Below are 25264 nucleotides of genomic sequence, written 5' to 3' on the forward strand. Positions count from 1 at the left end.
TGCTCAATTTATTTTTAAAGCTTATCTTTTTGATAACCTAAGTTTATTAAATTTGCTGTTATGAAGTTATCACCATTTAAAGAAATAATAAAGATAAAAAGTACCTTTTTATCAGGCAGTTTACTTGTAAGCCAGCTCGCTTTTGCTCAATATAATTATCCTAAAACTCCGGAAAAACCAGTAACTGATGATTATTTTGGAACAAAAATAACTGATAACTACCAATGGCTGGAAGACCTGAAAAGTCCCGAAGTAAAAAATTGGTTCAAAGCTCAGTCAGATTACAGCCATACTATTATTGATAAAATTTCCAATCGTGATGTGCTCTATAACAGCATGAAACAGATTCAGGAAATGGGTGGTGATTCTTACAGCTATGCAAGACAGAGAGGAAATATTTATTTCTATGTAAAGACTCAAAAAAATGAAAAACTTTCCAAGCTCTATCAAAGAAATATTTCTACAGGAAAAGAAACCTTGATTTTTGATCCGGAAACATATAAAAAAGATTCACAGATCACTAATTTCTCAATAGATTCTAAAGGAAATAAAATAGCAATATTGCTATCCAAGTCGGGTGGTGAAATTTGTGAGCTCAGAATTTTAGACTTAAAAACAAATAAAATACTGGATGATGTTCTTAGCCCTATCTGGAGTGAATTCAACTTTGAGTTTACTCCTGATGACAAGTCTATCATTTATACCAAAATGAGTACCGGAGATCCAAATAGTAACATGCTGCTGAAAGAGATGAAAGCTATGTTACATCAGATTGGTACTCATCCTGATAAAGATATTATATTAGCCTCAAAGGAAGAATATCCTGAGCTCAATATATTGACAGAGCAATTTCCGATGGTTTATTTTTCTGAAGATTATCAATATATAGTGTTGGACATTGGTTCTACAAAATCTGAAAATCCGCAATTCTATGCACCTTATTCTTCAATAAAAGATAAAAAGACCCCATGGAAACAAATTGTAAAAGCTTCTGACGAGATCACTCAAACATTTATCAATGGAGATCAGCTTTATTTTCTCAGCCACAAAAAGGCACCAAATTACAAAATAGGGGTAACAAGTTTATCTAATCCTGATTTTGATCACGCAAAAATTATTATTCCTGAAAGCAATGATGTAATCAGGTCTATGAACAACTCTAAAAATTATTTATACTATTCATTGAGCAATGGTATTACCCAGGATAAATATCAGATTGATCTTAAAACATCAACGGTAAAAAAAGTTCCGCTGCCTGATGGAGTAAATAATTCGAATCCGCTCAATTCAAGGGAAAATGACAATCTGCAATGCTATAACAGCAATTGGCTTACTCCAGCTACAGCATACGAATATAATCCTCAAAATGAGAAAGTTGTAAAAAGCAAATATTTCAATGGCAGCAGCCATTACCCAGATTATAACAAATTGTATGAAGTAAAAGAAATAGAAGTGAAAAGCCATGATGGAACAATGGTTCCACTTTCTATCATTTATCCTAAAAATATAAAAATGGATGGTAATAATCCTGCTTATATCACCGGATACGGTGGCTATGGAATTTCTTCTACCCCCCGCTTTTCCAACAGGCTGGTTGCATTGCTGGAACAGGGAGTTGTACTTGCAATTGCACATGTAAGAGGAGGAGGCGAAAAAGGTGAGAACTGGCATACGGCAGGAATGAAGGTCAATAAACCTAATACATGGAAAGATTTTATCGCCTGTTCAGAATATCTCATTAATCAAAAATATACTTCTCCTTCAAAACTCATTGGAAACGGAGCTAGTATGGGAGGGGTTCTTATTGGAAGAGCTATCACTGAGAGACCGGATTTATATGCCGTAGCTATTGCTGAAGTAGGAATGACAAATGTCCTCCGCTCACAGAATTCAGCCAATGGTGCTAACCAGATTCCTGAAGTCGGAAGCCTAAAAGATCCTGAAGATATTAAGTATCTCATTGAAATGGATGCTCAAAGCAAAATAAAAAAAGGAGTAAAATATCCGGCTGTCATTGTACGTACCGGAATGAATGACTCCAGAATTACGCCGTGGGAACCTGCGAAACTGGCTGCTGCATTACAAAACAGTACCGCCTCCGGAAAGCCCGTTTTATTATATGTTAACTACGAAAACGGTCATTTTACAAATGATCTGGATGTAGTATTCAAAGAATATTCTGATATTTTTGCCTTTGCATTGTGGCAGATAGGACATCCTAAGTTTCAGCCTGTCAATAAATAATCCGCAAAAACAAAGCCCGTCCGGAAAATCCAGACGGGCTTTTATTAAGATTAAAAAATATTTTCTAAGGATAAGGAGCAATTGCCACTTCAAGGCCCTCCATTTGATCTGCAATATGCAACTGGCAGCCCAATCTGCTGTTATCTTTCACGTGGAAAGCTTCAGCAAGCATGGCATCCTCTTCATCTCCCATAGGTTCCAGACCAGGATCATTCACTACATAAACCTGGCATGAAGCGCACATCGCCATTCCTCCACATACACCAATAGTACCTTCTTCTGCCAATTCATAAGCACGAATAATCTCCATTAAGTTCATGGACATATCCGTTGGAGCTACAACATCGTGGGTTACACCTTCTCTATCGGTGATTTTAATATTAATATCTGACATAATTCTGCAAAATTAGTCAATTTTTTTCACAACAGCCTTCTCTGCTTCTTTACGGCTTCCGTCAAATCCGTCTACCCCGCTTACTGTTGTATATTTTAATACGAATTTTTTACCCGGGTTTAGTCTGTTGTAAACACTCTGACACATTAAAGTAGCTTCGTGGAAACCACAAAGAATTAATTTAAGTTTTCCAGGATATGTATTAATATCTCCGATAGCATAAATACCATCAATATTTGTCTGATAATCGAGAGCATTGTTTACAACGATTGCATTTTTCTCGATGTTTAATCCCCAGTTTCCGATCTCACCCAGCTTTGGAGTCAGTCCGAATAAAGGAATAAAGTAATCTGTTTCAATGTCGTATGCCTCTTCACCGTCTTTTTGTACTGTAATTGCTTCTACTTTTCCGTCACCTTTAATACCTGTAACTTCAGCAGGAGTAATTAATTTGATTTTTCCCTGGTTTTTAAGATCCTGAACTTTCTCTACAGAATCCAAAGCTCCTCTGAACTCATTTCTTCTGTGGATCAATGTCACTTCACTTGCAACATTAGAAAGGAAAACACTCCAGTCCAATGCAGAATCTCCACCTCCGGCGATCACTACTCTTTTGTTTCTGAAATGTTCAGGTTCTTTAACGAAATATTCAAGACCTTTTTCTTCATAATCAGCTACATTTTCGAAAGTAGGCTTTCTCGGTTCAAAAGTTCCCAATCCTCCGGCAATGGCAATAGCTTTACATCTGTGAACGGTACCTTTGTTTGTGATCACTTCAAACCACTCATCATCAACCTTTGTATAAGAAACAGCAGTTTCTCCTAAAGTAAACCCAGGCTGGAACTGTTTGATCTGCTCCATTAAATTATCCACCAATTCTCCAGCGTTCACTGAAGGATACCCTGGAATATCAAAAATAGGTTTTTTAGGATAAAGTTCAGCCAATTGACCTCCCGGTTGTGGAAGCGCATCAATAATATGGCACTTCATTTTTAAAAGTCCTGCTTCAAAAACTGCAAAAAGTCCTGTAGGACCTGCACCTATGATCAATATATCAGTGGTTATCATAATTTAGATAATTTAATTATACATGTAACTGCAAATTTACTAATTTTAATGCTACGCATATTTAATTGATTCTAAATAAAAACCTGAGATTTGTCAAATATCTATCAATTAAGATTTTAAATTTGGCAATGTTTTTGTAAATGTCTTGTTATGAAGAAATTTTTAAACCTCTTTGCCCTATTAATATTCTTTTTCGGCTCAGCCCAGATTGATAACATCGCAGATGGAGAATCCATCACCCTGAGAATCCATTATGGCTTTCTAAATGCCGGAACAGCCAATCTGACGACTCAAAAGACCAATTATAAAGGAGTTCCCCATCTCTATGTAAAAGGTACAGGGCAGACTACGGGGGCTGTAAAAGCATTCTTCAAAGTAGAAGACCTCTATGAAAGTTTCATCAATACAGAAACGGGGTTGCCAAGTTTTTATGTAAGAGATGTACGGGAAGGAAGTTACCGCCAGCACCTTGAAACCGTTTTCAATCACGATAACAATACTTTGATTTTAACAGATAAAAAAACACCGGCCAATGGTTCTAAGGTCTTAAAATCTGTAAAAGGGGTGCAGGATATGCTTTCATGCTTTTACTATTTAAGGAGCAAGAGCCCGGATGAACTAAAAACAGGAACCATTATCAATATGAATGTATGGATAGACGATGAAATGTTTCCTTTTCAGCTAAAAGTGGTAGGAACAGAAAACTTAAAAACTAAGTTCGGTACCATCAACTGCCTGAAAATTATCCCTTCAGTAAAAAGCGGAAGAGTATTTAAAGAAAAAGAAGGAGTTACCATGTGGGTGTCCAACGATGCCAATCACCTTCCGATGCTGCTAAAGGCTGAACTGGCTGTCGGTTCGTTAAAAGCAAGTATTGATGATTATAAAAACGTAAAATATCCTTTAAAGTTTACCAAGTAAGTGTATAGATTAAAAAAAAATCAAAAATGTCTGTAAAGTTTTTTGCAGACATTTTTTATTTTGGATGTAATAAAATCAACGCACTACTTGTCTTTATTATAGAGAAGCAGTTGAGGAGACTGCAGTATGTCAATACCTCATTAGAATGCCTCTGGCATACCTGAAGAAGTATGGACATAAGAAACAGACACGTGTAAATTTTTCAATAAAAATCCGTTTTTAGTTACGTTTTGTTTCTTAGGTCAGTAATTAAAAACAAAAACCTCCGGAGCTCCGGAGGTTTATTTTTTATAATGTTTTGAACTGTTCCAGTGTTCTGATATCATTTTCAAAGAACATTCTGATGTCACTCATCTGGTAAAGAAGCATTGTAATTCTTTCAATTCCCATTCCGAATGCATATCCCGAATATTTTTCAGCATCTATATTCACGTTTTTCAGTACGGCAGGATCTACCATTCCACAGCCCATAATTTCAAGCCAGCCTGTTCCTTTCGTGATTCTATAGTCTGTTTCTGAGTTCAGTCCCCAATACACATCAATTTCAGCACTTGGCTCTGTAAATGGGAAGAATGATGGTCTCATTCTGATTTTAGACTTTCCGAAGAGCTCTGTTGTAAAGAACTGAATGGTCTGCTTAAGATCTGCAAAACTTACGTTCTCATCAATATATAATCCTTCAATCTGATGGAAAATACAGTGAGAACGTGAAGAGATTGCTTCATTTCTGAAAACTCTTCCCGGAGATAAAATCCTGATTGGCGGCTGATTTTCTTCCATAAAACGAGTTTGTACAGAAGATGTATGCGTTCTCAAAAGAATATCCGGATTCTGCTCAATAAAGAACGTATCCTGCATATCTCTTGCCGGGTGGTATTCCGGAAGGTTCAGCGCAGTAAAGTTATGCCAGTCATCTTCAATCTCAGGGCCATCTGCTACTGCAAAGCCAATTGATTTAAAGATTTCAATAATTCTGTTTTTAACCAGGTTGATTGGATGTCTTGAGCCTAATTCCAATGGAAAAGCAGGTCTCGTAAGATCTTCTTTTTCTAAGACAACAGAAGATGCAGAAGTATTTTTCAAATCTTCTAATTTTACAGCAACTGCTTGCTTCAAAGTATTGATCTTCTGTCCGAATTCTTTCTTCTGGTCGTTAGGAACTTCTTTAAATTTTTCAAAAAAATCATTCAGAACCCCTTTTTTACCGTTGTACTTGATTCGGAAGTTTTCGATATCTTCCTTAGAGCTAGCATTGAAGCCGTTTACTTCGATCAGTAGTTCTTCTATCTTTTCTATCATTATTTTACCCTTTCAAAATGTTTTGCAAAAATACGACTTTTAAGTTTAATAATTAATTGAGTCATAAAAAAATCTGCCTCTTTTTCGGGAGGCAGACTTCAATCACTTATTTCACTTAAATAAAAAAATTATTTCTTCTCTAAAGCTTTAACGTTGATCTGAAGAGTTACCTCATCTTTAATGACCCCGTTTTCAGCAGGAGCCTGGAATTTCACTCCAAACTCTTCTCTTTTAATATCCTTTGGCTCAGTAGCTACACTTACTTCTCCTTCTTTCACAGATACATTAGCCTTAAACTGAACTGGTTTTGTAATTCCTTTAATCGTTAAATTCCCATCTAAAATAGTATTATAATCTCCTTCTGTGGCTGGGGTAACTTTTGTAATTTCATAAGAAGCTGTCGGGAATTTTTCAACTTCAAAGAAGTCACCACTTTTAAGGTGTCCATTTAGTTTCCCCATATCTTCCGGACTGTCTTTCAAATCTACAGAAGTTAAGGAGTTCATATCAGCAACAAATTTTCCGCTTTCCAGTTTTCCGTCTTTCACGGTCACATCTCCGCTTTCGAATCTGATTGTTCCAAAGTGGCTCGTATTTTCAGATTTAAATACTTTATATCCTTTCCATTCAACCTTACTGTTTAGCGTATCCAAACTGTACTGGCTACCATCTTTGGTAGTCACTACCTCGTTACTTTCACTGCTAAGCGGTTTATCTTTTTTACAAGAAACCATTACGGCAGCAACAAATAAAGCAGGAATTGCTAATGAAAACAGCTTTTTTCTCATTTTTGATTTATTTTTATTACTTCCGCTAATATAATAAAAAAAATTGTGTTTTCATAAAAACCTTACATTTGTAATATGCTACTAGAAATAAACAATTTATTTTTCTCTCACAATCAAGATAAACCCCTGTTTCAGAACCTTAATCTAAGATTTGAGGAAAACAAAATCATTGCCCTGGCAGGAGAAAGCGGATGCGGAAAATCTACCCTGCTGAGTCTCGTCTATGGTCTTCTTGACTGGGAGAGCGGAGAGATTATTTTTAACGGAAGAAAACTTTTGGGGCCTAAAGGAAATCTTGTTCCCGGAGAAGCAGAGATGAAATTTGTAGCACAGAATTTTGATCTTATGCCGTATGCTACCGTTGCGGAAAATGTAGGGAAATTTATTTCAAATATCAATCTAAAGCAAAAAAGAGAAACCGTAATGGAACTTCTTGAAGTGGTAGGACTTCAGGAATTTGCCCACGTACTTCCCAAGTATTTAAGTGGTGGACAACAACAAAGAGTAGCCATCGCAAGAGCGCTTTCTGTATTACCGAAACTGCTTATTCTGGATGAACCTTTCAGTAATCTGGATTTCCCGAGAAAAATTGAACTTAGAGAACGACTTTTCCGATATGTAAAGGAGCATCAGATCTCTCTGATTATATCCACACATGAAATTCAGGATATCATGCCATGGCTGGATCAGATTGTTATTCTTCAAAACGGAAGATTGATACAGAATGACAGCCCGGAAGAAACCTACCGAAAACCTTACAACTCATACGTTGCCAAATTATTCGGAGAAGTGAATATTTTCAATGAATCTGAAGCAGCGGATTTTCAGCTTTCTAAGTTTTCCTATTATCCTAAAGAAATAAAAATAACGGAAACCGGAATTGAAGCAGAAGTTCTGGAAAGTAGATTCGGAGGAAATTATTATTGGAATAAACTTATTGCGAAGGGAAAAGAACTTGTTATTTATACTGATAACAAGCTGGAAGGAACTATTAAAATCTCCTTTGTTCAGAACTCATAATCTGTATAATTTTAGTGCAGCATTGATGATGATCATATAACAGATAATATGTAGAGTAAAAAGTAAATTTATCATTTATTTTTGACAACTTTACAGCTTAATTTCTTCAGCATCCCTCGCCTTTTCCTGCCTTAAAGAAAAACATAACCTATAGATTTACTTATACTTATCCATAAAAAAAATACAAACATAAGAAATTGTTATCAAACTTTTTCTTACATTTGTACTTCTACAGCATAAGGAAATTTTTGGTTAATTCTCTTTCTGCCTTCCGGACGGACATTAGCAGTTTTGCAATTAAGTCTTTTGAAAGATTACACTGTCCAATTTTTTCCTTTTCTTATGCATTTATGTCAAACAATCTTTAACAATCGGTCAGCCTTTAAAGGCTAAATGTTGTAGTTAAAGATCTGTTATATTATGCCTTTTTTACAAATTCCGATTTTAAAGCCATTGCTCCAAAACCGTCAATTTTACAGTCTATATTATGGTCACTTCCGGGTCTTAAACGGATATTTTTCACTTTAGTACCTGCTTTTACCGGTTTTGGTGCTCCTTTTACTGGAAGGTCTTTAACAACCACTACAGAATCCCCATCCTGAAGTTCATTTCCGTTAGAATCTACTATTTTTCCTTCGCTTGCTGCTTCAGAAACTGCTTCTTCAGGATTCCATTCGTAGAAACACTGAGAACATACCATCATATTATCGCTTGGGTAAGTAAACTCAGAGCTGCATTTCGGACAAAGTACTGTATCACTCATATTTTTATTTTTTACAAAGGTAGAGCTTTTTGCATGATAGAGTCAAGAGCAAGGCGAAGAACCGGAAATGAAAATACGGAACAAGAGACTGAAACGGCAAAATCAGCAGCTTTTATTATTCAGACTAATCAATCTCTATTTTGAATTTTAAACTTTAAACGCTCAATTTTCCACGTTCAATTTCCCCTTCTAATCCTCCTATTATCAAACTCTCCTACTCCAAATCCCAAACTCTCAACTTTAATTCGTATTTTTGCAGATTCAAAACAGCGAAGCAAATTTATGGAACTTATTCACAGAAACTTAGCGATCGGAATTCACGATGCTTTACAGGAAACCTTTTTCGAAAAAAATAAATATGCGGATAAAGTAATTGAAAGACTTTTAAAAGCTAATAGAAAATGGGGAAGCCAGGACAGAGCTGTTGTTTCTGAAATTTTCTACAATATTATCCGTTGGAAGAAACGTATTGAGTATTATATGGGAGAAGGGGTAAAACCTAACAACATCTATAAACTTATCATTGCTTACCTTCTTTGGAGCAAAACCAATTATAAAAAGTTTGAAGAATTTGACGGAATCAAAATTGCGGACATTCTTACTAAACTTAAAAAAAATACAGTGCCTACCAAAGCTATCGAGCATTCTATACCTGAATGGCTAGCTGAAACACTGGAAAAAGAACTAGGTGCCAGCTGGGAAAGAGAAATGCTTGCCTTAAACGAGCAGGCTCCTACAGTTTTAAGAGCAAATTCTTTAAAAACCACAACAAGAGAACTGATCTCTGACCTTTCAGATGAAGGAGTAACAGCCTTCTCAATTAAAAATTATCCTGATGCTGTTCAGTTGGAAGAAAAAAAGAACGTTTTCTTAACAACAGCCTTTAAAGAGGGATTATTTGAAGTACAGGATGCTTCATCACAAAAAATCGGATACTTCCTGGATGTAAAAGAAGGCCAGAGAGTAGTAGACGCATGTGCAGGAGCGGGTGGAAAAACACTCCACCTTGCAGCATTAATGCAAAACAAAGGACAGATCATCGCACTGGATATTTTCGAGTGGAAATTGGCAGAGCTGAAACGCCGTGCTAAAAGAGCCGGAGCTCACAATATTGAAACCCGTATGATTTCTGATAATAAAGTAATCAAACGTCTTCATGAAAAAGCTGACAGACTATTGATTGATGCGCCATGTTCTGGTCTGGGAGTTTTAAAAAGAAATCCTGATAGTAAATGGAAAATTGATCAGGCTTTTATCGACAGAATTAAAAAAGAGCAGCAACAGATTCTTCAGGATTATTCTAAAATGTTGAAAAAAGGAGGACAAATGGTATATGCTACCTGCTCTATTCTTCCTTCTGAAAATAATCTGCAGGTAGAAGAATTCATCAAAAACAATCCTGGATTCAGAATGATCAAGGATCAGAAAGTAATGCCAAGTGAAGGGTATGACGGATTCTATATGGCTTTGATTGAGAGAGTTTCTTAATCTTAATACAATATAACATACAAAGACTGCTCTATTTTTAGAGTAGTCTTTTTTATGAATACATCCGGAAAAAAGTTTTTGTAACATTTTTTGTAACAATTCAATTAGGTTGTCTACTTATTATATAGATTAACCTGTTTTGATGCTGTGAAAAGTTAAGATAACTTTGCAGTAAACTCATTTATATGCATACAAGAACTGTCTTCAATTTTCTGGCTGTTTTCTTATTCTGTCTGTTTTCTGCACAGACCTATGAAATTCAATATAGCAGCTCGTATAACGGGAAGCTACTATCAGATCAGCCTTCCACAATAGTTTGGGCTGACGAAAAAGAAAATTACATTTTAAGCACTATCATTAAAGAGCAAAAAAGCAGTTACCCTTTTGAAATCACCAAAGTGGAGAAACCCGGAAACACTATTGTTTCTTACGCTTTTTTAAAACCCGGATCTATTATTTCTGCCGCAGATAAAGAATCTGTAGGAAAGCAGAATTTTGAGCTTACCAATGAAACAAAGAAAATTTTAGGATATACCTGTAAAAAGGCAATTACCAAGGTAAATTCCAACACCATTGAAATCTGGTATACGAATGATCTGAAACTGCAGGGCGGGCCATCAGTCCTTGGGCAGAATTTAGGACTTGTTCTGGAGGTGGAGAGAAATAAAAACTCTTTAATTACCGCCAGCTCAATAAAAAAGATTAAAAACACCGGAATAGAAAATATTATAAAAGGCACCATCCAGACTACTTATCAGCTGGGATACAAAGATCTTTTATGGAAAAGCAGATTCACAACACTAAGCATTTTTGAAAATGAAACGATCAATTTCTCTGATGCTTCCAAATCCGATGATCAGATAAAAAGATATGCTAACGGAACTATTATTCTTAAAAAAGTAAAATTCCCTACTATCACAGAAGAGGAAAATATTTTTGTAGAACTGAAACAGCAATCCAATGGAGATGCTTATGACAGAACAGGAACTGTATTTTTCATTCCTCAGGATAAAGAACAGTCATTTTTTGACGGACTTGAAAAAGGAGCAAAAACACTTCCGGTCTTCGAAAATGGAAACGGGAAACAATACTTTGGAGTAATTGCCACAGAAAATTATACCCCTGCCACGGAAATGATGCGGTTCTTTACCGCATTTGGAATCCAGCAGTTCAACCATATTCAGCTTAAGGGAAAAAACTGGCAGACCATCAGTCCTTACCGGCAGGACATCACAGAATTAAAACCCTCTTTATCCGGAAAAGAACTTTGGGTGGGTACATTTATCGGAAACTATGATAAAGGAGGTCATAGAGTCAGCCTTGAAGTTACGATTCATAAAAGCGACCAGAATGTTTATAAAAACAATGTGGCTATCCCCTTATTCAATACTTTGAATATTATGGAAATGGCCGGGCAGGACTACTCTACAATGTTCAATCAGCAAAAGGGCCTTTTCATGGACTTCACTTTAAAGAAAGATCTGAAAAATGCTCAGCTAAGATATACCACTACGGGACATGGAGGCTGGGAAAACGGAGATGAATTCGTTCCCAAAATGAATTCTATTTTTATAGATGGGCAATCTGTATTTTCATTTTTACCATGGAGAACAGACTGCGGCTCCTACCGATTATACAACCCTGCTTCAGGGAACTTTCAGGACGGACTTTCATCGTCAGATCTCAGCAGGTCAAACTGGTGCCCTGGAACGGTTACCAATCCCAATTTGATTCCTCTTGGAGATTTAAAAGCCGGAAAACATACCATCCAGGTAAAGATTCCACAAGGTCCTACAGAAGGAACAAGTTTCAGCTCATGGAATGTTTCGGGAACTCTGCTTGGGATCCAATAAAAACAAAACCTTCTTGCATGAGAATTGCAAGAAGGTAAAAACACAAATGATGAAAAAAAATTATTTCGAGCCACAAAGTAAGGGTTAATATTTGTATAATAAATTACCATACATTAATAAATATGTCATTTTTATTTTGTATAGAAATAACACTAATATAAGTGCGGCGAAAAAAATCAATCAAAATCATCACAATTGATACATATAGTTGATATTTTTCTTCAAAAACAACTATTTAATTAATAAAATTCTATTTTAAACATTTTTCATTGTTATTTATAAATGTCCGTTCTACTTTTGTTTCATAAATAATAAGAATATGTGTGGAATTGTATGTTTATTTGACGCCAAACAGAAAACTGAAATAATAAGACCTCAGGTTTTGGAAATGTCAAAAAAAATCCGTCATAGAGGACCGGATTGGAGTGGTGTTTTTCAGGATGAAAAAGTAATCTTTTCTCACGAAAGACTAGCCATTGTAGACCCTACCTCAGGAAAACAGCCTTTATTTACAAAAGACGGAAAAGTAGTATTAGCCGTAAACGGTGAAATCTATAACCATAGTGAATTAAAAAAAGAATTTACAGATTATGAGTTCCAGACTCAGTCTGACTGTGAAGTTATTCTGGCACTCTATAGAAAATACGGAAAAAACTTTGTTGAAAAGCTGAACGGAATTTTCGCTTTCGCATTATACGACACCGAAAATGATGTTTATCTGATCGCACGTGATCATATGGGAATCTGCCCGCTTTATCAGGGTTGGGACAAACACGGAAACTATTACGTTGCCTCCGAGCTTAAAGCCCTGGAAGGTGTTTGCAGAACAATTGAGACATTTCTTCCCGGGCATCTTGTGTACAGCAGAGATGGTAGTGAACTTCAGCAATGGTATACCAGACAATGGGAAAGTTTTGATCACGTAAAAGATAGCGAAACCGATATTTCAGCATTAAGAAAAGGCCTTGAAGATGCTGTCCATAGACAATTGATGAGTGATGTACCTTATGGAGTTTTACTTTCAGGAGGGCTGGATTCTTCAGTGATCTCAGCAATTACTGCAAAATTTGCAAGACAGAGAGTTGAAAGTGGAGACACACAGGAAGCGTGGTACCCAAGGCTTCACAGTTTCGCAGTAGGTCTTGCAGGATCACCGGATCTGGCAGCAGCACAAAAGGCAGCCAGACATATAGGATCTGTACACCATGAAGTTAACTTTACCGTTCAGGAAGGGCTGGATGCTATACGCGATGTCATTTATCATCTGGAAACCTATGATGTAACTACCGTCCGAGCATCTACCCCGATGTATCTTCTGGCAAGGGTGATCAAATCAATGGGAATCAAAATGGTCCTTTCCGGAGAAGGTGCTGATGAGTTATTCGGAGGATATTTATATTTCCATAAAGCTCCTGATGCCAGAGAATTTCATGATGAGACCGTAAGAAAATTAGGAAAACTACATCTTTATGACTGCTTAAGGGCAAACAAATCCCTGATGAGCTGGGGAATTGAAGGCAGAGTTCCGTTTCTGGATAAAGAGTTTATGGATATTGCCATGACCATTAATCCACAAGATAAAATGATCAGTGCTGAAGAAGGAAAAATTGAAAAATGGATATTGAGAAAAGCCTTTGAAGATCTCCTTCCCGAATCTATTGTATGGAGACAAAAGGAACAGTTTTCAGACGGTGTAGGCTATTCATGGATTGACACTTTAAAAGAAGTCGCAGAAAAAGAAGTAAGCGATGAAATGATGGCCAACGCCAGATTCAGATTCCCGCTAAACACTCCTCAAAATAAGGAGGAATACCGATACAGAACTATTTTTGAAGAACATTTCCCAAGTGAAACCTCTGCTGCCACCGTACCTTCTGTACCTTCAGTAGCCTGCTCCACTCCTACCGCTTTAGAATGGGATGAAGCATTCAAAAAGATGAACGATCCCAGCGGAAGAGCGGTAAAGGTGCATGAAACTTCTTATGAGTTGAAAATGGAAAGTTAAAAATTGAAAGCGAAAATGAATATGGATGATCAATCGTGAACAGTAAATTCACTATTGACATTCAAGGTTTAAATCTTAATGCTTAAAATGATGTGTCACCTTTTCATTTTCAATATCTGAATATTGTTTCAGGCCTGTCCGAGAGCTAACTTTCAGTATAATAATTATTAATCCTGTAGCAATACAGGATTTTCTTTTGAATTAACAGCAACAATATCGACATAAATTCACTGACAATCAAAAATAATATCTAATAAATAATTATATTTGGAAAACGAAAATATCAATTATAAAAAAATGAGAAGAAACCTTACTGTTTTATTTGCCATATTATCCTTCAGTTTAGCTTTTGGACAGGGAAAATATGGTAAATACCTGAGTTCAAAAAAGCTTGCTTTAGCTTATAAAAGTGTGAAAGATGCAGATAAAGATGACTACTATCAACAATTCTATTGGCTTGTAAAGGCAGAGCAGCTGAAAACGTATCCTCACCTTAAAGATATAAAACCTGTCGTTTTATATGAGTTTGTAAAAAAAGTAAACCCTCAGAATCCAACAAAAAAACTGGATGCTACCGGCAAAGAATTGAGAGCTACTGCAGAATTATCTTTAAATCAATATTTTAAAAATAAAAATTTTGAAAACAATTCTGTTTTGATGTATAATCTGGAAACCTATGTAGACCCTTCCAAAGGACAATTCTACACAAAGGTAGACCCGGAAAAGATCAAAGAACTGGTACCGAAAGAACTGTTTGCTTTCAACTCTGTCAACAGAAATATGGGTGAAGAAAAAACCTATTATCTTTGGGTAGATAAGAAAAAAGATGATTTAAACATTGTCGATATCATTCCTAATGAAAAAGAAGATAAAGCTTTCTACGCAAGATTAAAACAATATCTTCCTAGCTATAAGTTTTCAAAGTATGTTCCTACTGTAAAAAAAGGAAACAAATCTGACAAAACAGATATTGAATATTACTATATAATGCCGTTTGAACAAAATACCGATAATATAGAATACAAAACAAAGGATTTCAAAACCTTTATCCTGAGCCAGTATAGAAAAGCTGGTGATGAATGGAAAGGAGTAGAAAAACCTAGAAAATAAATCAAAAAGTCCTGTGAAATCTCGCAGGACTTTTTTAATTTTATATGGATTTCTTTATCTAAAGATCAAACCGCTTAAAGCAAGCATTTTCTTCAAAATAAAAATAAGTCTGGAAATCTTCCGATTCCAGCCTATACAAAATGACAGAAACAAGCCCGCAACAGACATCCATAAAGAAAATATTACCCCTGATTCTGGCCACCGCCATTTTCATGCAGATGCTGGATTCAACGATTCTGAACACGTCTTTACCTTCGATCGCTAAAGATCTCAATGAATCTCCTCTCAATATGCAGAATGCCATTATCAGCTACGTTCTTACATTAGCTGTTTTCATGCCTGCAAGTGGATTTCTCGCAGACCGTTTCGGAACCAAAAAAGTATTTATCATCTCATTGGTGCTGTTCAGTCTGGGGTCCTTATTCTGTTCATTATCTCAAAACCTTACCCATCTGGTGATTTCGAGGGTTATTCAGGGAGTTGGAGGAAGCCTGATGACTCCTGTAGGGAAATTAGCATTGATTAAAACTTTTGATAAAAGCGAGCTTCTTAAAGCCATGAACTTTGCTATTATTCCCGCTCTTATAGGGCCTGTACTAGGTCCGCTTGTAGGAGGTTACATGGTAGATTACCTTTCATGGCACTGGATCTTTCTGATTAATATACCAATCGGATTTTTAGGAATTCTTTTAGGATTAAAATTTATGCCCGATTATAAATCTGATTCTGTAGATTTTGATTTAAAAGGCTTTTTAATTTTTGCAGCGGCCTCTCTTCTGCTTTCCATTTCTCTGGAACTTTTCGGAGATATGCAGAATATATCTCCGGTTTTACTTGTATTTATTCTTGGCTTCCTGTTTTTATATTACTATTATAAGCATGCAAAAAGAGGCGGAAATCCTATTTTCCCATTAGATCTGTTTCAGGTAAGAACATTCCGGGTAGGAATTGTAGGAAATCTGGCCACAAGATTAGGAATAAGCTCCGTTCCTCTGCTGCTGCCACTGATGATTCAGATCGCTTACAAACAATCGGCAGTGACGTCAGGATGGATCATTGCTCCCATGGCATTAACCGCCATCTTCGGGAAATCATCTGTTATTAAAATTTTAGATAAATATGGGTACCGTCAGACCCTGATGGTAAATACCTTCATTATCGGAACCCTGATCTGCCTGCTTGCCATTCCTGATATTCACACTTCTTTATATTGGTTTATCCCTATTATTGCAGTATTAGGATTTTTCAACTCTATCCAGTTCACTTCAATGAACACCATTTCCATTGCAGATCTGCGGAATTTTCAGACCAGCAGCGGTAATTCTCTTATATCCGTTAATCAACAGCTTGCTATCGGCTTTGGAATCGCTTTCGGGCTCATTGTTTTAAAACTATTTGAAAACACAGATCTCATCGGAGGTGAAATTCACAATGCATTCCGTTATACATTTCTTACGGTCGGAATATTGACTATCCTGTCAGGCCTGGTTTTCAGGAGACTGCATATTTCGGATGGAAAGAATATGAAATCAAAAGAGGATTAGCGGAACATTAAAAGTCACAGGAACTTATTTCCTCCCTTCATCATCCTACGAACTTAACACAGATCAATGCTTTTCACTTATAAGTATGGTAATTTTGTTTACATAAAAAATCAACAGTGTGATGGCAACAAAGAAAGTACAAATCGTAGTATCTCCAAAACCTGCCCATTTTGTAGGTGATGGTTTTAGAGTTCATAATTTTATTCCCGGCGTACCCGGATTGGATATGAAAAGAATGGATCCGTTCATTATGCTTGATTATAATTCAAAATTTCATTTCAACGGTTCAGACAGACCCAGAGGTGTGGGAGTTCATCCTCACAGAGGCTTTGAAACGGTCACTATAGCTTACAGCGGTAAAGTAGAACATCATGACAGCGCAGGCGGGGGTGGCGTTATCGGAGAGGGTGACGTACAATGGATGACTGCAGCCAAAGGAGTTCTTCATAAAGAATACCATGAAACAGAATGGGCAAAAAAAGGAGGAATCTTCCAGATGGTTCAGCTTTGGGTGAATCTTCCGGCAAAAGATAAAATGAGCACTCCGAAATACCAGGCTATTGAAAATTCTACCATGAAAAAAGTAGATCTGGGTGAAAATGGTTTTGTAGAAGTAATTGCCGGTGAATATAACGGACAAAAAGGTCCTGCAGAAACTTTCACACCAGTACATATGATGAATGCAAAGCTGAAAGCAGGTGGAAAAGCAGATTTTAGTTTCCCCGCTCATTTCAATACTGCAGCATTAGTGATTGAAGGAAATATTATGCTGAATGGTGAAGACCATGTGAAGACAGATCACTTTGCTTTATTTAAAAATAAAGGAGAAACGTTTACTATTGAAGCGAAAGAAGATACAGTCGTTTTAATCATCAGCGGAGAGCCTATCAACGAGCCCATCTATCCTCACGGACCTTTTGTAATGAATTCCAGAGAGGAAATCATGCAGGCTTTTGAAGACTTCAATACCGGAAAATTCGGTTATCTTGAGGATTAAAAGAATTAAATTTATCTTAATCTTTGATTATTCCTTTTTTTATTAACTTTATATATCATTAAGTTGGGTTACTTATAAAGTAAGATTGATATGGAGGATAAACCTGATAGGCTTTAGAAATCTATAAGGTTTATCTATTCCTATTTTCATATCACACTCTATTACAAGCAGACCACTTTCAATACCAGAAATATGAAATCAGAATTTGAAAATATACCTCTCGTAAAAGCGGATAAAAGATTTGAAATCAATGTCAATGGACATTATGCTTTTATTGATTACCATGAGAAAACGCATCAGATCTCTTTGATCCATACTGAAGCAGACCCGGAACTGGCTGGCTCAGGTGCTGCCGCTGCAGTAGTGGAAAAAACGCTCAATTACATTGAAGAGAGTGGTAAAAAGCTTCTTCCGTTCTGCCCTTATGTTTTTGCATTTATTAAGAAACATCCTGAATGGAAACGCCTCGTTGATGAAACATTTGAAGGATATAATAAACTTTAGATTTTTTCGTGACCTCTATCAATTTAAATACAGTAAAATTTTAAAAAGCATCACATCGTTATGTCAAATATTGGACTTATCATAGAAGAAAAAGCGGCTGATATAGGAAACTTTCTGGTAGGAAGACTTCTTCCTTTCCGGGAAAAAAGAGCAGTGGGACCATTTGTCTTCATCGATCATATGGGACCGTCTGAATTAAAAGATTATCAGAATCTTGATGTACCTCCACATCCGCATATCGGATTGTCTACACTTACCTATCTGTTGGAAGGGTCTATTTTCCACAGAGATAGTATAGGAAGTTCCGTCGAAATAAAACCGGGAGCCGTGAACTGGATGACTGCCGGAAAGGGGGTTGTACACTCTGAAAGAACTCCTGAATATTTAAGGCACAGTGATAAGAGTCTTCACGGATTTCAGATCTGGGTAGGGCTCCCCAAGCATCTTGAACAGGCAGAGCCTACCTTCCACCATATTGAAGCGGATGATATTCCGGTTTGGGAAGAAGACGGCATTCAATATAAATTAATTGCGGGTGAAGCATTCGGAAGAATATCTCCTGTTCCTGTACACAGCCAATTATTTTTTATTGAGATCAAAACCAAAGAAGCGAAAAAAGTAAGCATTGGTAAAGATCTTTATGGGGAGGCAGCCATGTATGTTCTGGACGGAACGGTAACTGCTGATGGAAATTCTTATGGTTCAAAACAGCTGATGATCGCCAAAGATACCAGGCTTTGTGAGTTTGAGATGAGTGAAAACGGTACTGTTTATCTTTTCGGCGGCGAGCCTTTTGATGAAGAACGTTTTATATTCTGGAACTTCGTTAATTCTGATAAGGAAGTGATTGATCAGGCTAAAGTAAACTGGAACGACCAGAACCACGAAGCCTTTCCATTGGTACCAGGTGATGACCAGGAATATGTTCCGCTTCCAAAAGCCATTTTAAACAGAAAATAATATCCGTACCGGATGACAAAAGCCATGAAAATATTAGCATTTGCAGGAAGCACTTCTTCCACCTCCATCAACAGAGAACTGGTAAAGTTTGTACTGCGGGATTTTCAGGATCAGGAAATCAACCTGATTGACCTCAACGATTTCACGATGCCCGTTTTTTCTGTAGATCTCGAAAAGAAAGGATTTCCGGACAACGCTCATCAGTTTTTAAAAGTGATTGAAGAATGTGATGTTATTATCTGCTCTCTTGCTGAGCACAACAGATCTTACAGCGCTGCTTTTAAAAATATTTTTGACTGGGCATCAAGAATCAATGTAAAGGTATTTCAAAACAAACCTATGTTTCTGATGAGTACTTCTCCGGGAGGCTATGGCGGAGGAAATGTAATGAATACGGCGAAGACATTTTTCCCACAGTTTGCAGCAGATATCAGGGATACTTTTTCACTCCCTAAATTCTATGAAAATTTTGATATGGAAAGCGGAGTGATCAACCCTGATATGCTTACAGACCTGAAGAACAAAATAGAAAATTTTAAAATCCAGGTTAAAAACAATGACTAAAGGGAGATTAGAGGCTTTCAGTGATGGTGTACTTGCCATTATTATTACCATTATGGTGCTTGAGCTAAAAGTACCGGAAGGGAATACCTGGACCAGCCTCAAACCTCTTCTCCCAAAGTTTTTGGCTTATATTTTCAGTTTTATTTATATAGGAATCTATTGGAACAATCACCATCATTTGTTTCAAACGGTAAAGAGGGTTAACGGCAGTATTCTTTGGGCTAATCTTCATCTTTTATTCTGGCTATCCCTAATGCCTATCGCTACGGAATGGATCGGAACAACCGGTTTTGCAGAAAATCCTGTTGCAGCTTATGGAATGGTGCTCATTATGTCCGCCATTGCCTACACTATTCTGGAAAATCTGATTATAAGGTATGAAGGTGAAAATTCACAGCTGAAAGAGGCTATACATTCAAAATCTAAAGAATATATATCGATTATATTTTATGTACTCGGCATAGCAACTTCTTTTTTTTATCCTTATATTGCCATAGGTTTTTATTATATCGTGGCGCTCATATGGCTGATTCCGGACAGAAGAATCGAAAAATCATTAAAAGAAAATTAATATGGAAATACACGAATATACCAACGGTCCCATCACTGTCATCTGGCAGCCCCAGAAGTGTATCCACTCAACTGTATGCGTAAAAATGCTTCCAAAGGTCTACAATCCTAAAGAGAGACCCTGGATAAAGGCAGAAAATGCAACCCCGGAAGAACTTAAAGAGCAGATAGACCAATGCCCTTCCGGAGCATTAAGTTATAAATTCAACACAGAAAAATAATGGCGGTAACGGTAAAAGCAAGTTTAGGAAAAACAAAATATTATACGGAGGTAACGGCTGGCGAAAACCAGATCATTACTGATGAGCCTATCGATAAAGGCGGACAGAATAAAGGGTTCAATCCTCTGGAAATTCTGGCCACTTCTCTGGCAAGCTGTACAGCTGCTACTCTCAGAATGTATATCGAAAGGAAAGAATGGGATGTGGAAAATATCCATGTGGAAGTAGAACTCGAAAATTATCCACTCACCAAAAGAGCAGTTTTCAAAAGAGATATCACCTTTGAAGGGATTCTGGATGATGAGCAGCTAAAAAGACTGCACATTATTGCTGATGCCTGCCCTGTTCATAAAATACTAACTAACGACATAGAAATATTAACTAAATTCTCATAGTATGATCGAAGTAAAACAAAACAACGACGAAAAACACGGAAGTTTTGAAGCTTTCATAGACGGAAGACGCGCAGGAATGATGACTTATACCTGGGCAGGAGAAGAAAGATTTATTATTGACCACACGGAGGTGGAAGAAGCCTACAACGGAAAAGGTGTAGGTAAAGAAATGCTTTTGGCAGCTGTAGATTTTGCCCGGAAGAACGGGAAAAAGATTATCCCCCTCTGCCCTTTTGCGAAAGCGAGTTTTCAAAAGAGTGAGGATATTCAGGATGTTTTGGTGAATTAATCACTTTTCCACCCCTTACCATATAAGCCTTTCAGAAGTAAATTTTGAAAGGTTTTTTGTTTTATTGTTCAGCAAAACGGGATTATATATCTATAAAAACTGACTGTGAAGTAAATTCACGATTCACGAGTGATCTTTTTTATATATTTGCTAAAATTTAAAATTAAAGCATGAATCCAGGAACTATCCTTTTGCTATTTGTTTTTATCTACTTTATCGGTCTTTTGGTGATTTCTTATTTTACCAGCCGTAATTCTGATAACCAGTCATTTTTTATCGGCAACAAGAAAAGCAAATGGTGGCTTGTGGCATTCGGAATGATAGGAACCAGCCTTAGTGGGGTTACTTTCATTTCAGTTCCGGGAACGGTAGGTAAGATGACCGGCTCCGAGTATATCTACGGAGGTTTTGAATATTATATGATGGTGATTGGTTTTTTCATCGGGTATTTTATTGTGGCTGCGGTGTTACTGCCATTGTATTATAAGATGAACCTGACTTCCATTTATACCTATTTGGGGAGAAGATTCAATGTAGAAGCTCACAAAATAGGATCAATATTTTTTATCATTTCAAGAGCAATTGGTGCTACAGCAAGGCTATACCTTGTAGTCAATGTATTGCAGATCTTCTTACTGGAAGGTCTAGGGGTTCCGTTTTGGGTAACTTCGATGGTCCTTTTGCTGATGGTCCTTTTATATACTTTTGAGGGAGGGGTAAAAACGATTGTGATTACTGATACTTTACAGACTTCTTTCATGATTATCAGTTTGGTGGCCTGTATTATTTTTATTCTTTCGAATCTAAATCTTTCTTTTGGGGAAGCTTATACTATTTTAGGGCAGAAAAATTACACGCATTTCATCAATTTTGATCCGAATTCCAAGACATTTTTCCTTAAAACCATTTTAGGCGGAATTTTTATTACTATTGCGATGACAGGTCTGGATCAGGAAATGATGCAGAAAAACATCTCGGTGGATAACCTTAAAAATTCAAAGAAAAATATGCTGACTTTCGCAGGAACTCTACTTATTGTGAATCTGGCATTCCTGTTTTTAGGTGGATTATTATATCTTTTTGCACTTCAGAACGGTGCAGAATATGGAACAATAAACGCTGAGACGGTAACTAATATTTTTGGGTTCAAAGATTCAGCAGGCAATATTAAAAATATCATGGGGGATGACCTTTTCCCGGCTTTATCTCTTCAGGGATATTTCCCGATGTTTATTTCCATTATTTTTATTATCGGACTTATTTCAGCATTATTCCCTTCTGCTGACGGGGCCTTGACTGCAGTAACAAGTTCATACTGTGTAGACCTTCTTAACCTTAATGAAGATAAGACGAAAACAGAAAAAGAAAAGAAACACCTTCGGATGAAAGTGCATTTGATTTTCACTGTAGTTTTCTTCATCTTAATTATGATTTTCAAAGCATTGAATGACAAATCTATTGTGTATCTGATCATGGAAATTGCCGGTTACACATATGGACCTCTTTTAGGACTTTTTGCTTTTGGGATTTTTACGAAATTTCAGATTTCCAGAAAGTATTCTATTCTTGCGGTTACCATTTTAGCCCCTGTTATTACTTATTTTATCAATTTGGCCGTTACAACATACACTGATTACAGAATTGGCGTGGAATTGATTGTTCTTAACGGGCTGCTAACGTTTATTGGTCTTTGGCTGGTGAAAAACAAGCAGTATCTGAAACTTGTAAAATAATTATAAGTTCTGACTAAAACCAAAGAGCAAGTTCAATTGATCTAAAATAGAAAGATTATATTTTTAAATAATTAAAAAAGCTGTTTTCACAATGTGTGAAAACAGCTTTTTTTACCCAATTAGTTTATTTAAAAATTGTTTATTCTTTAATCCACTTTACAGTTTGTTCAAAGTCTTTGGTTTTAACTTTAACTAAATAATTTCCTTTTACCAGTTCGGTAAGGTTGAAAGTCCCTATTTTATCCTGATTAAGTTTATTATTCTGCTGAGTGAATACCAGTCTTCCGCTTACATCATATACTGTAACATCGTATGTTTCGTTTTGTTTAGCAAATTTAATATTAAGGATTCCCTTGCTTGGGTTAGGATATACCGCAAATACATCTTTATTTCCGGATATTTCATTAACGCCTAAGACTTCTTTATTAATTGTAAAATTAACAGGGTTAATATTAAAAAATACATTTCCTTCTCCTGCCACCATAATTCTGGCCTGTGTTGTATTCACATCAGGGATAGTGATGGTTTCTGAGCCATCATTAGGTGTAGAAGCTAAAATTGTGATTGGATAAGTGAAGCCTCCGTCAGTAGAAAGATAGATACTTACATTGGCACAGCTTACAGGAGCAGCAGCAGTATTTGCTACATTCCATGTTATGGTCTGTGTACTGTTGCCTGTCCAGCTTACTGCAGTACCCGGTGCTGTCACTGTGAATGGCCCTGAATTCCCATCAACAACAATACTAGCATCATCGTTGGCAACTCCCGCACAACCCGGATTATTATCTCTTACTGTTAATCTGAACTCCATTGTTCTTGCATACGATGGTAAAATCTCACCTATAGTAGTGGTATTATTGATGATATCAGTAATTTTCGGGAAATATCTGTAAGGCACGGTTGTTGGTAAAAAAGATCTGAAAATCGGAGAATTTCCTGCTGGAGCATTCCAGTTTCCTCCTGTTGATGTTGCATCGTTCTGTTCCCAGCAGTAGGTAAGTGCATTGTTCTCAGCATCTGTTGCAGAACCAGTTAATTTGAACGGTGTCCCCTTAGGTATAGTATAATTGTTTCCTGCATTTACAACGGGAGCTGTGTTGGTAACAGGAGATGTCACCTGACACGTTGTTGACTGCACTTTTGTAGTGATAGACTGAAAAGAACGCGTATGGAAAATAGCGATACTATTTGCTGCTAAATTATTTGCTGCTCCACAAATACCTGCATAGGCCATAATGGTAATTCCGCTTCCGGGTTCTACGGCATTCGCTGCACTTCGGTTACCTCCACCGCAATTTACTGTTGTTGCGTTGAAAGTATGCGGACCTCCAAACTGATGTCCAACTTCGTGGGCCACGTAGTCAATATCATAAGGATCACCTACAGGATTTGGTGAACCTGTAATTCCTCTTCCTTTATTTGAATTGTTGCAGATAACACCTAATCCGGCCAGTCCGCCGCCGCCTGTACTGAACGTGTGTCCAATATCATAGTTTGCGTTTCCTATCAGCAAATCAATCTGAGTCTGGCTTTCATTAATTAATGTATTGGCATTATCATTTCCATTAAAAGGATCAGTAGCACCATTTGTAAAGATAACATTGGTCTCATTATCCACCAATATTAATCTTGAAGCAACTTCCTGTTCGTACACTCCGTTTACCCGGTTTACAGAGGTTACAATAGCTGATAAAGTCTGAGCGACTGTTGGTGTCGCAGAGCCCGTTGCTGCCACTGCATATTCTCCCGTACATGCTACTGCAAACCTGAAGATTCTAATTTGAGTTCCTACGCTTGGAGTGACGGTTTTTTGTGCATTTTTTTTTTCTAATGGAGCTTCCTCATCTTTCGATCCACATATTCTCGGATTTTTATCAATCAGATCACTTTTCTTATAAATAATATAATTGTTAGTATCCTGTTTTGCATAAGGATCAATGTAGGTATCCCCCGATACTACGGATTTTATCTGAGCATGGAATCCCAGTTCTGTAAAATCCAGTTTTATCGTAGCATACTGATCGTCAACTCCCTGGCCTGTAAAGGTAACAAGCTGAGGAAACTGCTGTGCCAGTTTAGGAGCCATTACTGATGATTTCCAAATTCTGAATTTAGCTTTTGATCCATCGGGCATTGGCAGCACAATAATCGGAGCTTTATCTTTAAAATCACTATCACCCAGTTCCGGAACTGTGTTAAAATAGTTTTTCATTGCAGCCACGTTCAGATGATAAGTAAGAAATTTTTCGGGCTGTACCGTTCTGCTTTTTGGGTCTGCTTTAATGGACCTTTCGCTGATTGAGGTAAAAAAATCCTGTGCTTTTCCCAGGGAAATGGATAAAACAAATATCCCCAGAGACAATAGTTTTTTAATTTTCATAATTCATGGTGTTTGAGTTTCACAAAATATAGTTAAATGGGTTAAAAACATAAAAAAAAATACATTTGCTGTAAAAAAACAACATTTTAAACTACAAATATTGATAAAAATAGTAAAATTTATTCAAAAAAAATTAAATAAAACACAAAACACT

General features: G+C 36.7%; 23 protein-coding genes. 17 read left to right on the top strand and 6 right to left on the bottom strand.

The features are described from left to right. Positions 1–60: 60 nt before the first annotated feature. On the top strand, positions 61–2244 hold the full coding sequence (locus AC27VX_RS16980; RefSeq protein WP_488696806.1) for a prolyl oligopeptidase family serine peptidase: 2184 nt from the start codon (positions 61–63) through the stop codon (positions 2242–2244). 64 nt (positions 2245–2308) lie between these two features. Here the strand turns inward: AC27VX_RS16980 and AC27VX_RS16985 are convergent, their stop codons facing one another. After that, positions 2309–2638, bottom strand: a complete 330-nt coding sequence (locus AC27VX_RS16985) for a 2Fe-2S iron-sulfur cluster-binding family protein (RefSeq protein WP_236857642.1) — start codon at positions 2636–2638, stop codon at positions 2309–2311. A 12-nt stretch (positions 2639–2650) separates the two neighbouring features. Continuing rightward, positions 2651–3706 (bottom strand): NAD(P)/FAD-dependent oxidoreductase, encoded by a 1056-nt coding sequence (locus AC27VX_RS16990; protein WP_236857641.1) that lies wholly within the window; start codon positions 3704–3706, stop codon positions 2651–2653. Positions 3707–3856: 150 nt separating this feature from the next. Between AC27VX_RS16990 and AC27VX_RS16995 the strand changes: the two genes are divergently transcribed. Further along, positions 3857–4627: a DUF3108 domain-containing protein gene (locus AC27VX_RS16995; protein ID WP_236857640.1), complete on the top strand. Its 771-nt coding sequence runs from the start codon at positions 3857–3859 to the stop codon at positions 4625–4627. Positions 4628–4915: 288 nt separating this feature from the next. Here the strand turns inward: AC27VX_RS16995 and pheS are convergent, their stop codons facing one another. Both pheS and AC27VX_RS17005 read right to left on the bottom strand, forming a co-directional pair. Further along, positions 4916–5926 (bottom strand): phenylalanine--tRNA ligase subunit alpha, encoded by a 1011-nt coding sequence (gene pheS, locus AC27VX_RS17000; protein WP_236857639.1) that lies wholly within the window; start codon positions 5924–5926, stop codon positions 4916–4918. A 128-nt stretch (positions 5927–6054) separates the two neighbouring features. Then, positions 6055–6714 carry a YceI family protein gene (locus tag AC27VX_RS17005; protein ID WP_236857638.1) on the bottom strand — a complete coding sequence of 220 codons (660 nt, stop codon included), beginning with the start codon at positions 6712–6714 and terminating at the stop codon, positions 6055–6057. Positions 6715–6789: 75 nt separating this feature from the next. Here AC27VX_RS17005 and AC27VX_RS17010 point away from each other — a divergent pair, with 75 nt between their 5' ends. Beyond that, positions 6790–7734 carry a sulfate/molybdate ABC transporter ATP-binding protein gene (locus AC27VX_RS17010; protein ID WP_236857637.1) on the top strand — a complete coding sequence of 315 codons (945 nt, stop codon included), beginning with the start codon at positions 6790–6792 and terminating at the stop codon, positions 7732–7734. Between the two features lie 418 nt (positions 7735–8152). Here AC27VX_RS17010 and AC27VX_RS17015 read toward each other — a convergent pair whose 3' ends face one another. Then, positions 8153–8497 (bottom strand): zinc ribbon domain-containing protein YjdM, encoded by a 345-nt coding sequence (locus AC27VX_RS17015; RefSeq protein WP_236857636.1) that lies wholly within the window; start codon positions 8495–8497, stop codon positions 8153–8155. Positions 8498–8779: 282 nt separating this feature from the next. Here AC27VX_RS17015 and AC27VX_RS17020 point away from each other — a divergent pair, with 282 nt between their 5' ends. From AC27VX_RS17020 to AC27VX_RS17085, 14 genes are all read left to right on the top strand, one after another. Then, positions 8780–9985 (top strand): RsmB/NOP family class I SAM-dependent RNA methyltransferase, encoded by a 1206-nt coding sequence (locus AC27VX_RS17020; protein WP_236857635.1) that lies wholly within the window; start codon positions 8780–8782, stop codon positions 9983–9985. A 185-nt stretch (positions 9986–10170) separates the two neighbouring features. After that, positions 10171–11838, top strand: a complete 1668-nt coding sequence (locus tag AC27VX_RS17025) for a GLPGLI family protein (RefSeq protein ID WP_488696811.1) — start codon at positions 10171–10173, stop codon at positions 11836–11838. Positions 11839–12157: 319 nt separating this feature from the next. After that, positions 12158–13843, top strand: a complete 1686-nt coding sequence (gene asnB / locus AC27VX_RS17030) for an asparagine synthase B (protein ID WP_488696813.1) — start codon at positions 12158–12160, stop codon at positions 13841–13843. A gap of 267 nt (positions 13844–14110) precedes the next feature. After that, complete coding sequence (locus tag AC27VX_RS17035) at positions 14111–14953, top strand: hypothetical protein (RefSeq protein WP_236857632.1); 843 nt, start codon at positions 14111–14113, stop codon at positions 14951–14953. Between the two features lie 140 nt (positions 14954–15093). Next, on the top strand, positions 15094–16497 hold the full coding sequence (locus AC27VX_RS17040; RefSeq protein ID WP_236857631.1) for an MFS transporter: 1404 nt from the start codon (positions 15094–15096) through the stop codon (positions 16495–16497). 121 nt (positions 16498–16618) lie between these two features. Beyond that, positions 16619–17494, top strand: a complete 876-nt coding sequence (locus AC27VX_RS17045) for a pirin family protein (RefSeq protein WP_488696816.1) — start codon at positions 16619–16621, stop codon at positions 17492–17494. 192 nt (positions 17495–17686) lie between these two features. After that, a complete protein-coding gene (locus AC27VX_RS17050) occupies positions 17687–17998 on the top strand; it encodes a GNAT family N-acetyltransferase (protein WP_488696818.1) in 312 nt (103 codons plus the stop codon). Positions 17999–18058: 60 nt separating this feature from the next. Beyond that, positions 18059–18958, top strand: a complete 900-nt coding sequence (locus tag AC27VX_RS17055; protein ID WP_488696820.1) for a pirin family protein — start codon at positions 18059–18061, stop codon at positions 18956–18958. Positions 18959–18982: 24 nt separating this feature from the next. Then, a complete protein-coding gene (locus AC27VX_RS17060) occupies positions 18983–19522 on the top strand; it encodes an NADPH-dependent FMN reductase (RefSeq protein ID WP_488696822.1) in 540 nt (179 codons plus the stop codon). Next, complete coding sequence (locus AC27VX_RS17065; protein ID WP_488696824.1) at positions 19515–20093, top strand: TMEM175 family protein; 579 nt, start codon at positions 19515–19517, stop codon at positions 20091–20093. The genes AC27VX_RS17060 and AC27VX_RS17065 overlap by 8 nt, the downstream gene beginning before the upstream one ends. A 1-nt stretch (position 20094) precedes the next feature. Next, positions 20095–20313, top strand: coding sequence for a (4Fe-4S)-binding protein (locus AC27VX_RS17070; protein WP_236857625.1), 219 nt, complete (start codon positions 20095–20097; stop codon positions 20311–20313). After that, complete coding sequence (locus tag AC27VX_RS17075; RefSeq protein WP_236857624.1) at positions 20313–20708, top strand: OsmC family protein; 396 nt, start codon at positions 20313–20315, stop codon at positions 20706–20708. The genes AC27VX_RS17070 and AC27VX_RS17075 overlap by 1 nt, the downstream gene beginning before the upstream one ends. A 1-nt stretch (position 20709) precedes the next feature. Further along, the gene (locus AC27VX_RS17080) at positions 20710–20997 is read left to right on the top strand and encodes a GNAT family N-acetyltransferase (RefSeq protein WP_236857623.1); all 288 of its coding nucleotides are present in this window, start codon (positions 20710–20712) and stop codon (positions 20995–20997) included. 170 nt (positions 20998–21167) lie between these two features. Continuing rightward, entirely contained in the window at positions 21168–22730 is a 1563-nt protein-coding gene (locus tag AC27VX_RS17085) for a sodium:solute symporter (RefSeq protein WP_236857622.1), read from the top strand. A gap of 139 nt (positions 22731–22869) precedes the next feature. On the opposite strand, the gene AC27VX_RS17090 is transcribed toward AC27VX_RS17085, so the two are convergent. After that, positions 22870–25110 carry a reprolysin-like metallopeptidase gene (locus AC27VX_RS17090; RefSeq protein WP_488696828.1) on the bottom strand — a complete coding sequence of 747 codons (2241 nt, stop codon included), beginning with the start codon at positions 25108–25110 and terminating at the stop codon, positions 22870–22872. Positions 25111–25264: the final 154 nt, after the last annotated feature.

Source organism: Chryseobacterium sp. 14P4.3.2, assembly GCF_057799275.1.

Bases quoted from the DNA above. Each gene is read 5' to 3' on its own strand.
- AC27VX_RS16980 (WP_488696806.1), top strand. From the start codon at position 61: ATGAAGTTATCACCATTTAAAGAAATAATAAAGATAAAAAGTACCTTT.
- AC27VX_RS16985 (WP_236857642.1), bottom strand. From the start codon at position 2,638: ATGTCAGATATTAATATTAAAATCACCGATAGAGAAGGTGTAACCCAC.
- AC27VX_RS16990 (WP_236857641.1), bottom strand. From the start codon at position 3,706: ATGATAACCACTGATATATTGATCATAGGTGCAGGTCCTACAGGACTT.
- AC27VX_RS16995 (WP_236857640.1), top strand. From the start codon at position 3,857: ATGAAGAAATTTTTAAACCTCTTTGCCCTATTAATATTCTTTTTCGGC.
- pheS (WP_236857639.1), bottom strand. From the start codon at position 5,926: ATGATAGAAAAGATAGAAGAACTACTGATCGAAGTAAACGGCTTCAAT.
- AC27VX_RS17005 (WP_236857638.1), bottom strand. From the start codon at position 6,714: ATGAGAAAAAAGCTGTTTTCATTAGCAATTCCTGCTTTATTTGTTGCT.
- AC27VX_RS17010 (WP_236857637.1), top strand. From the start codon at position 6,790: ATGCTACTAGAAATAAACAATTTATTTTTCTCTCACAATCAAGATAAA.
- AC27VX_RS17015 (WP_236857636.1), bottom strand. From the start codon at position 8,497: ATGAGTGATACAGTACTTTGTCCGAAATGCAGCTCTGAGTTTACTTAC.
- AC27VX_RS17020 (WP_236857635.1), top strand. From the start codon at position 8,780: ATGGAACTTATTCACAGAAACTTAGCGATCGGAATTCACGATGCTTTA.
- AC27VX_RS17025 (WP_488696811.1), top strand. From the start codon at position 10,171: ATGCATACAAGAACTGTCTTCAATTTTCTGGCTGTTTTCTTATTCTGT.
- asnB (WP_488696813.1), top strand. From the start codon at position 12,158: ATGTGTGGAATTGTATGTTTATTTGACGCCAAACAGAAAACTGAAATA.
- AC27VX_RS17040 (WP_236857631.1), top strand. From the start codon at position 15,094: ATGACAGAAACAAGCCCGCAACAGACATCCATAAAGAAAATATTACCC.
- AC27VX_RS17045 (WP_488696816.1), top strand. From the start codon at position 16,619: ATGGCAACAAAGAAAGTACAAATCGTAGTATCTCCAAAACCTGCCCAT.
- AC27VX_RS17050 (WP_488696818.1), top strand. From the start codon at position 17,687: ATGAAATCAGAATTTGAAAATATACCTCTCGTAAAAGCGGATAAAAGA.
- AC27VX_RS17055 (WP_488696820.1), top strand. From the start codon at position 18,059: ATGTCAAATATTGGACTTATCATAGAAGAAAAAGCGGCTGATATAGGA.
- AC27VX_RS17060 (WP_488696822.1), top strand. From the start codon at position 18,983: ATGAAAATATTAGCATTTGCAGGAAGCACTTCTTCCACCTCCATCAAC.
- AC27VX_RS17065 (WP_488696824.1), top strand. From the start codon at position 19,515: ATGACTAAAGGGAGATTAGAGGCTTTCAGTGATGGTGTACTTGCCATT.
- AC27VX_RS17070 (WP_236857625.1), top strand. From the start codon at position 20,095: ATGGAAATACACGAATATACCAACGGTCCCATCACTGTCATCTGGCAG.
- AC27VX_RS17075 (WP_236857624.1), top strand. From the start codon at position 20,313: ATGGCGGTAACGGTAAAAGCAAGTTTAGGAAAAACAAAATATTATACG.
- AC27VX_RS17080 (WP_236857623.1), top strand. From the start codon at position 20,710: ATGATCGAAGTAAAACAAAACAACGACGAAAAACACGGAAGTTTTGAA.
- AC27VX_RS17085 (WP_236857622.1), top strand. From the start codon at position 21,168: ATGAATCCAGGAACTATCCTTTTGCTATTTGTTTTTATCTACTTTATC.
- AC27VX_RS17090 (WP_488696828.1), bottom strand. From the start codon at position 25,110: ATGAAAATTAAAAAACTATTGTCTCTGGGGATATTTGTTTTATCCATT.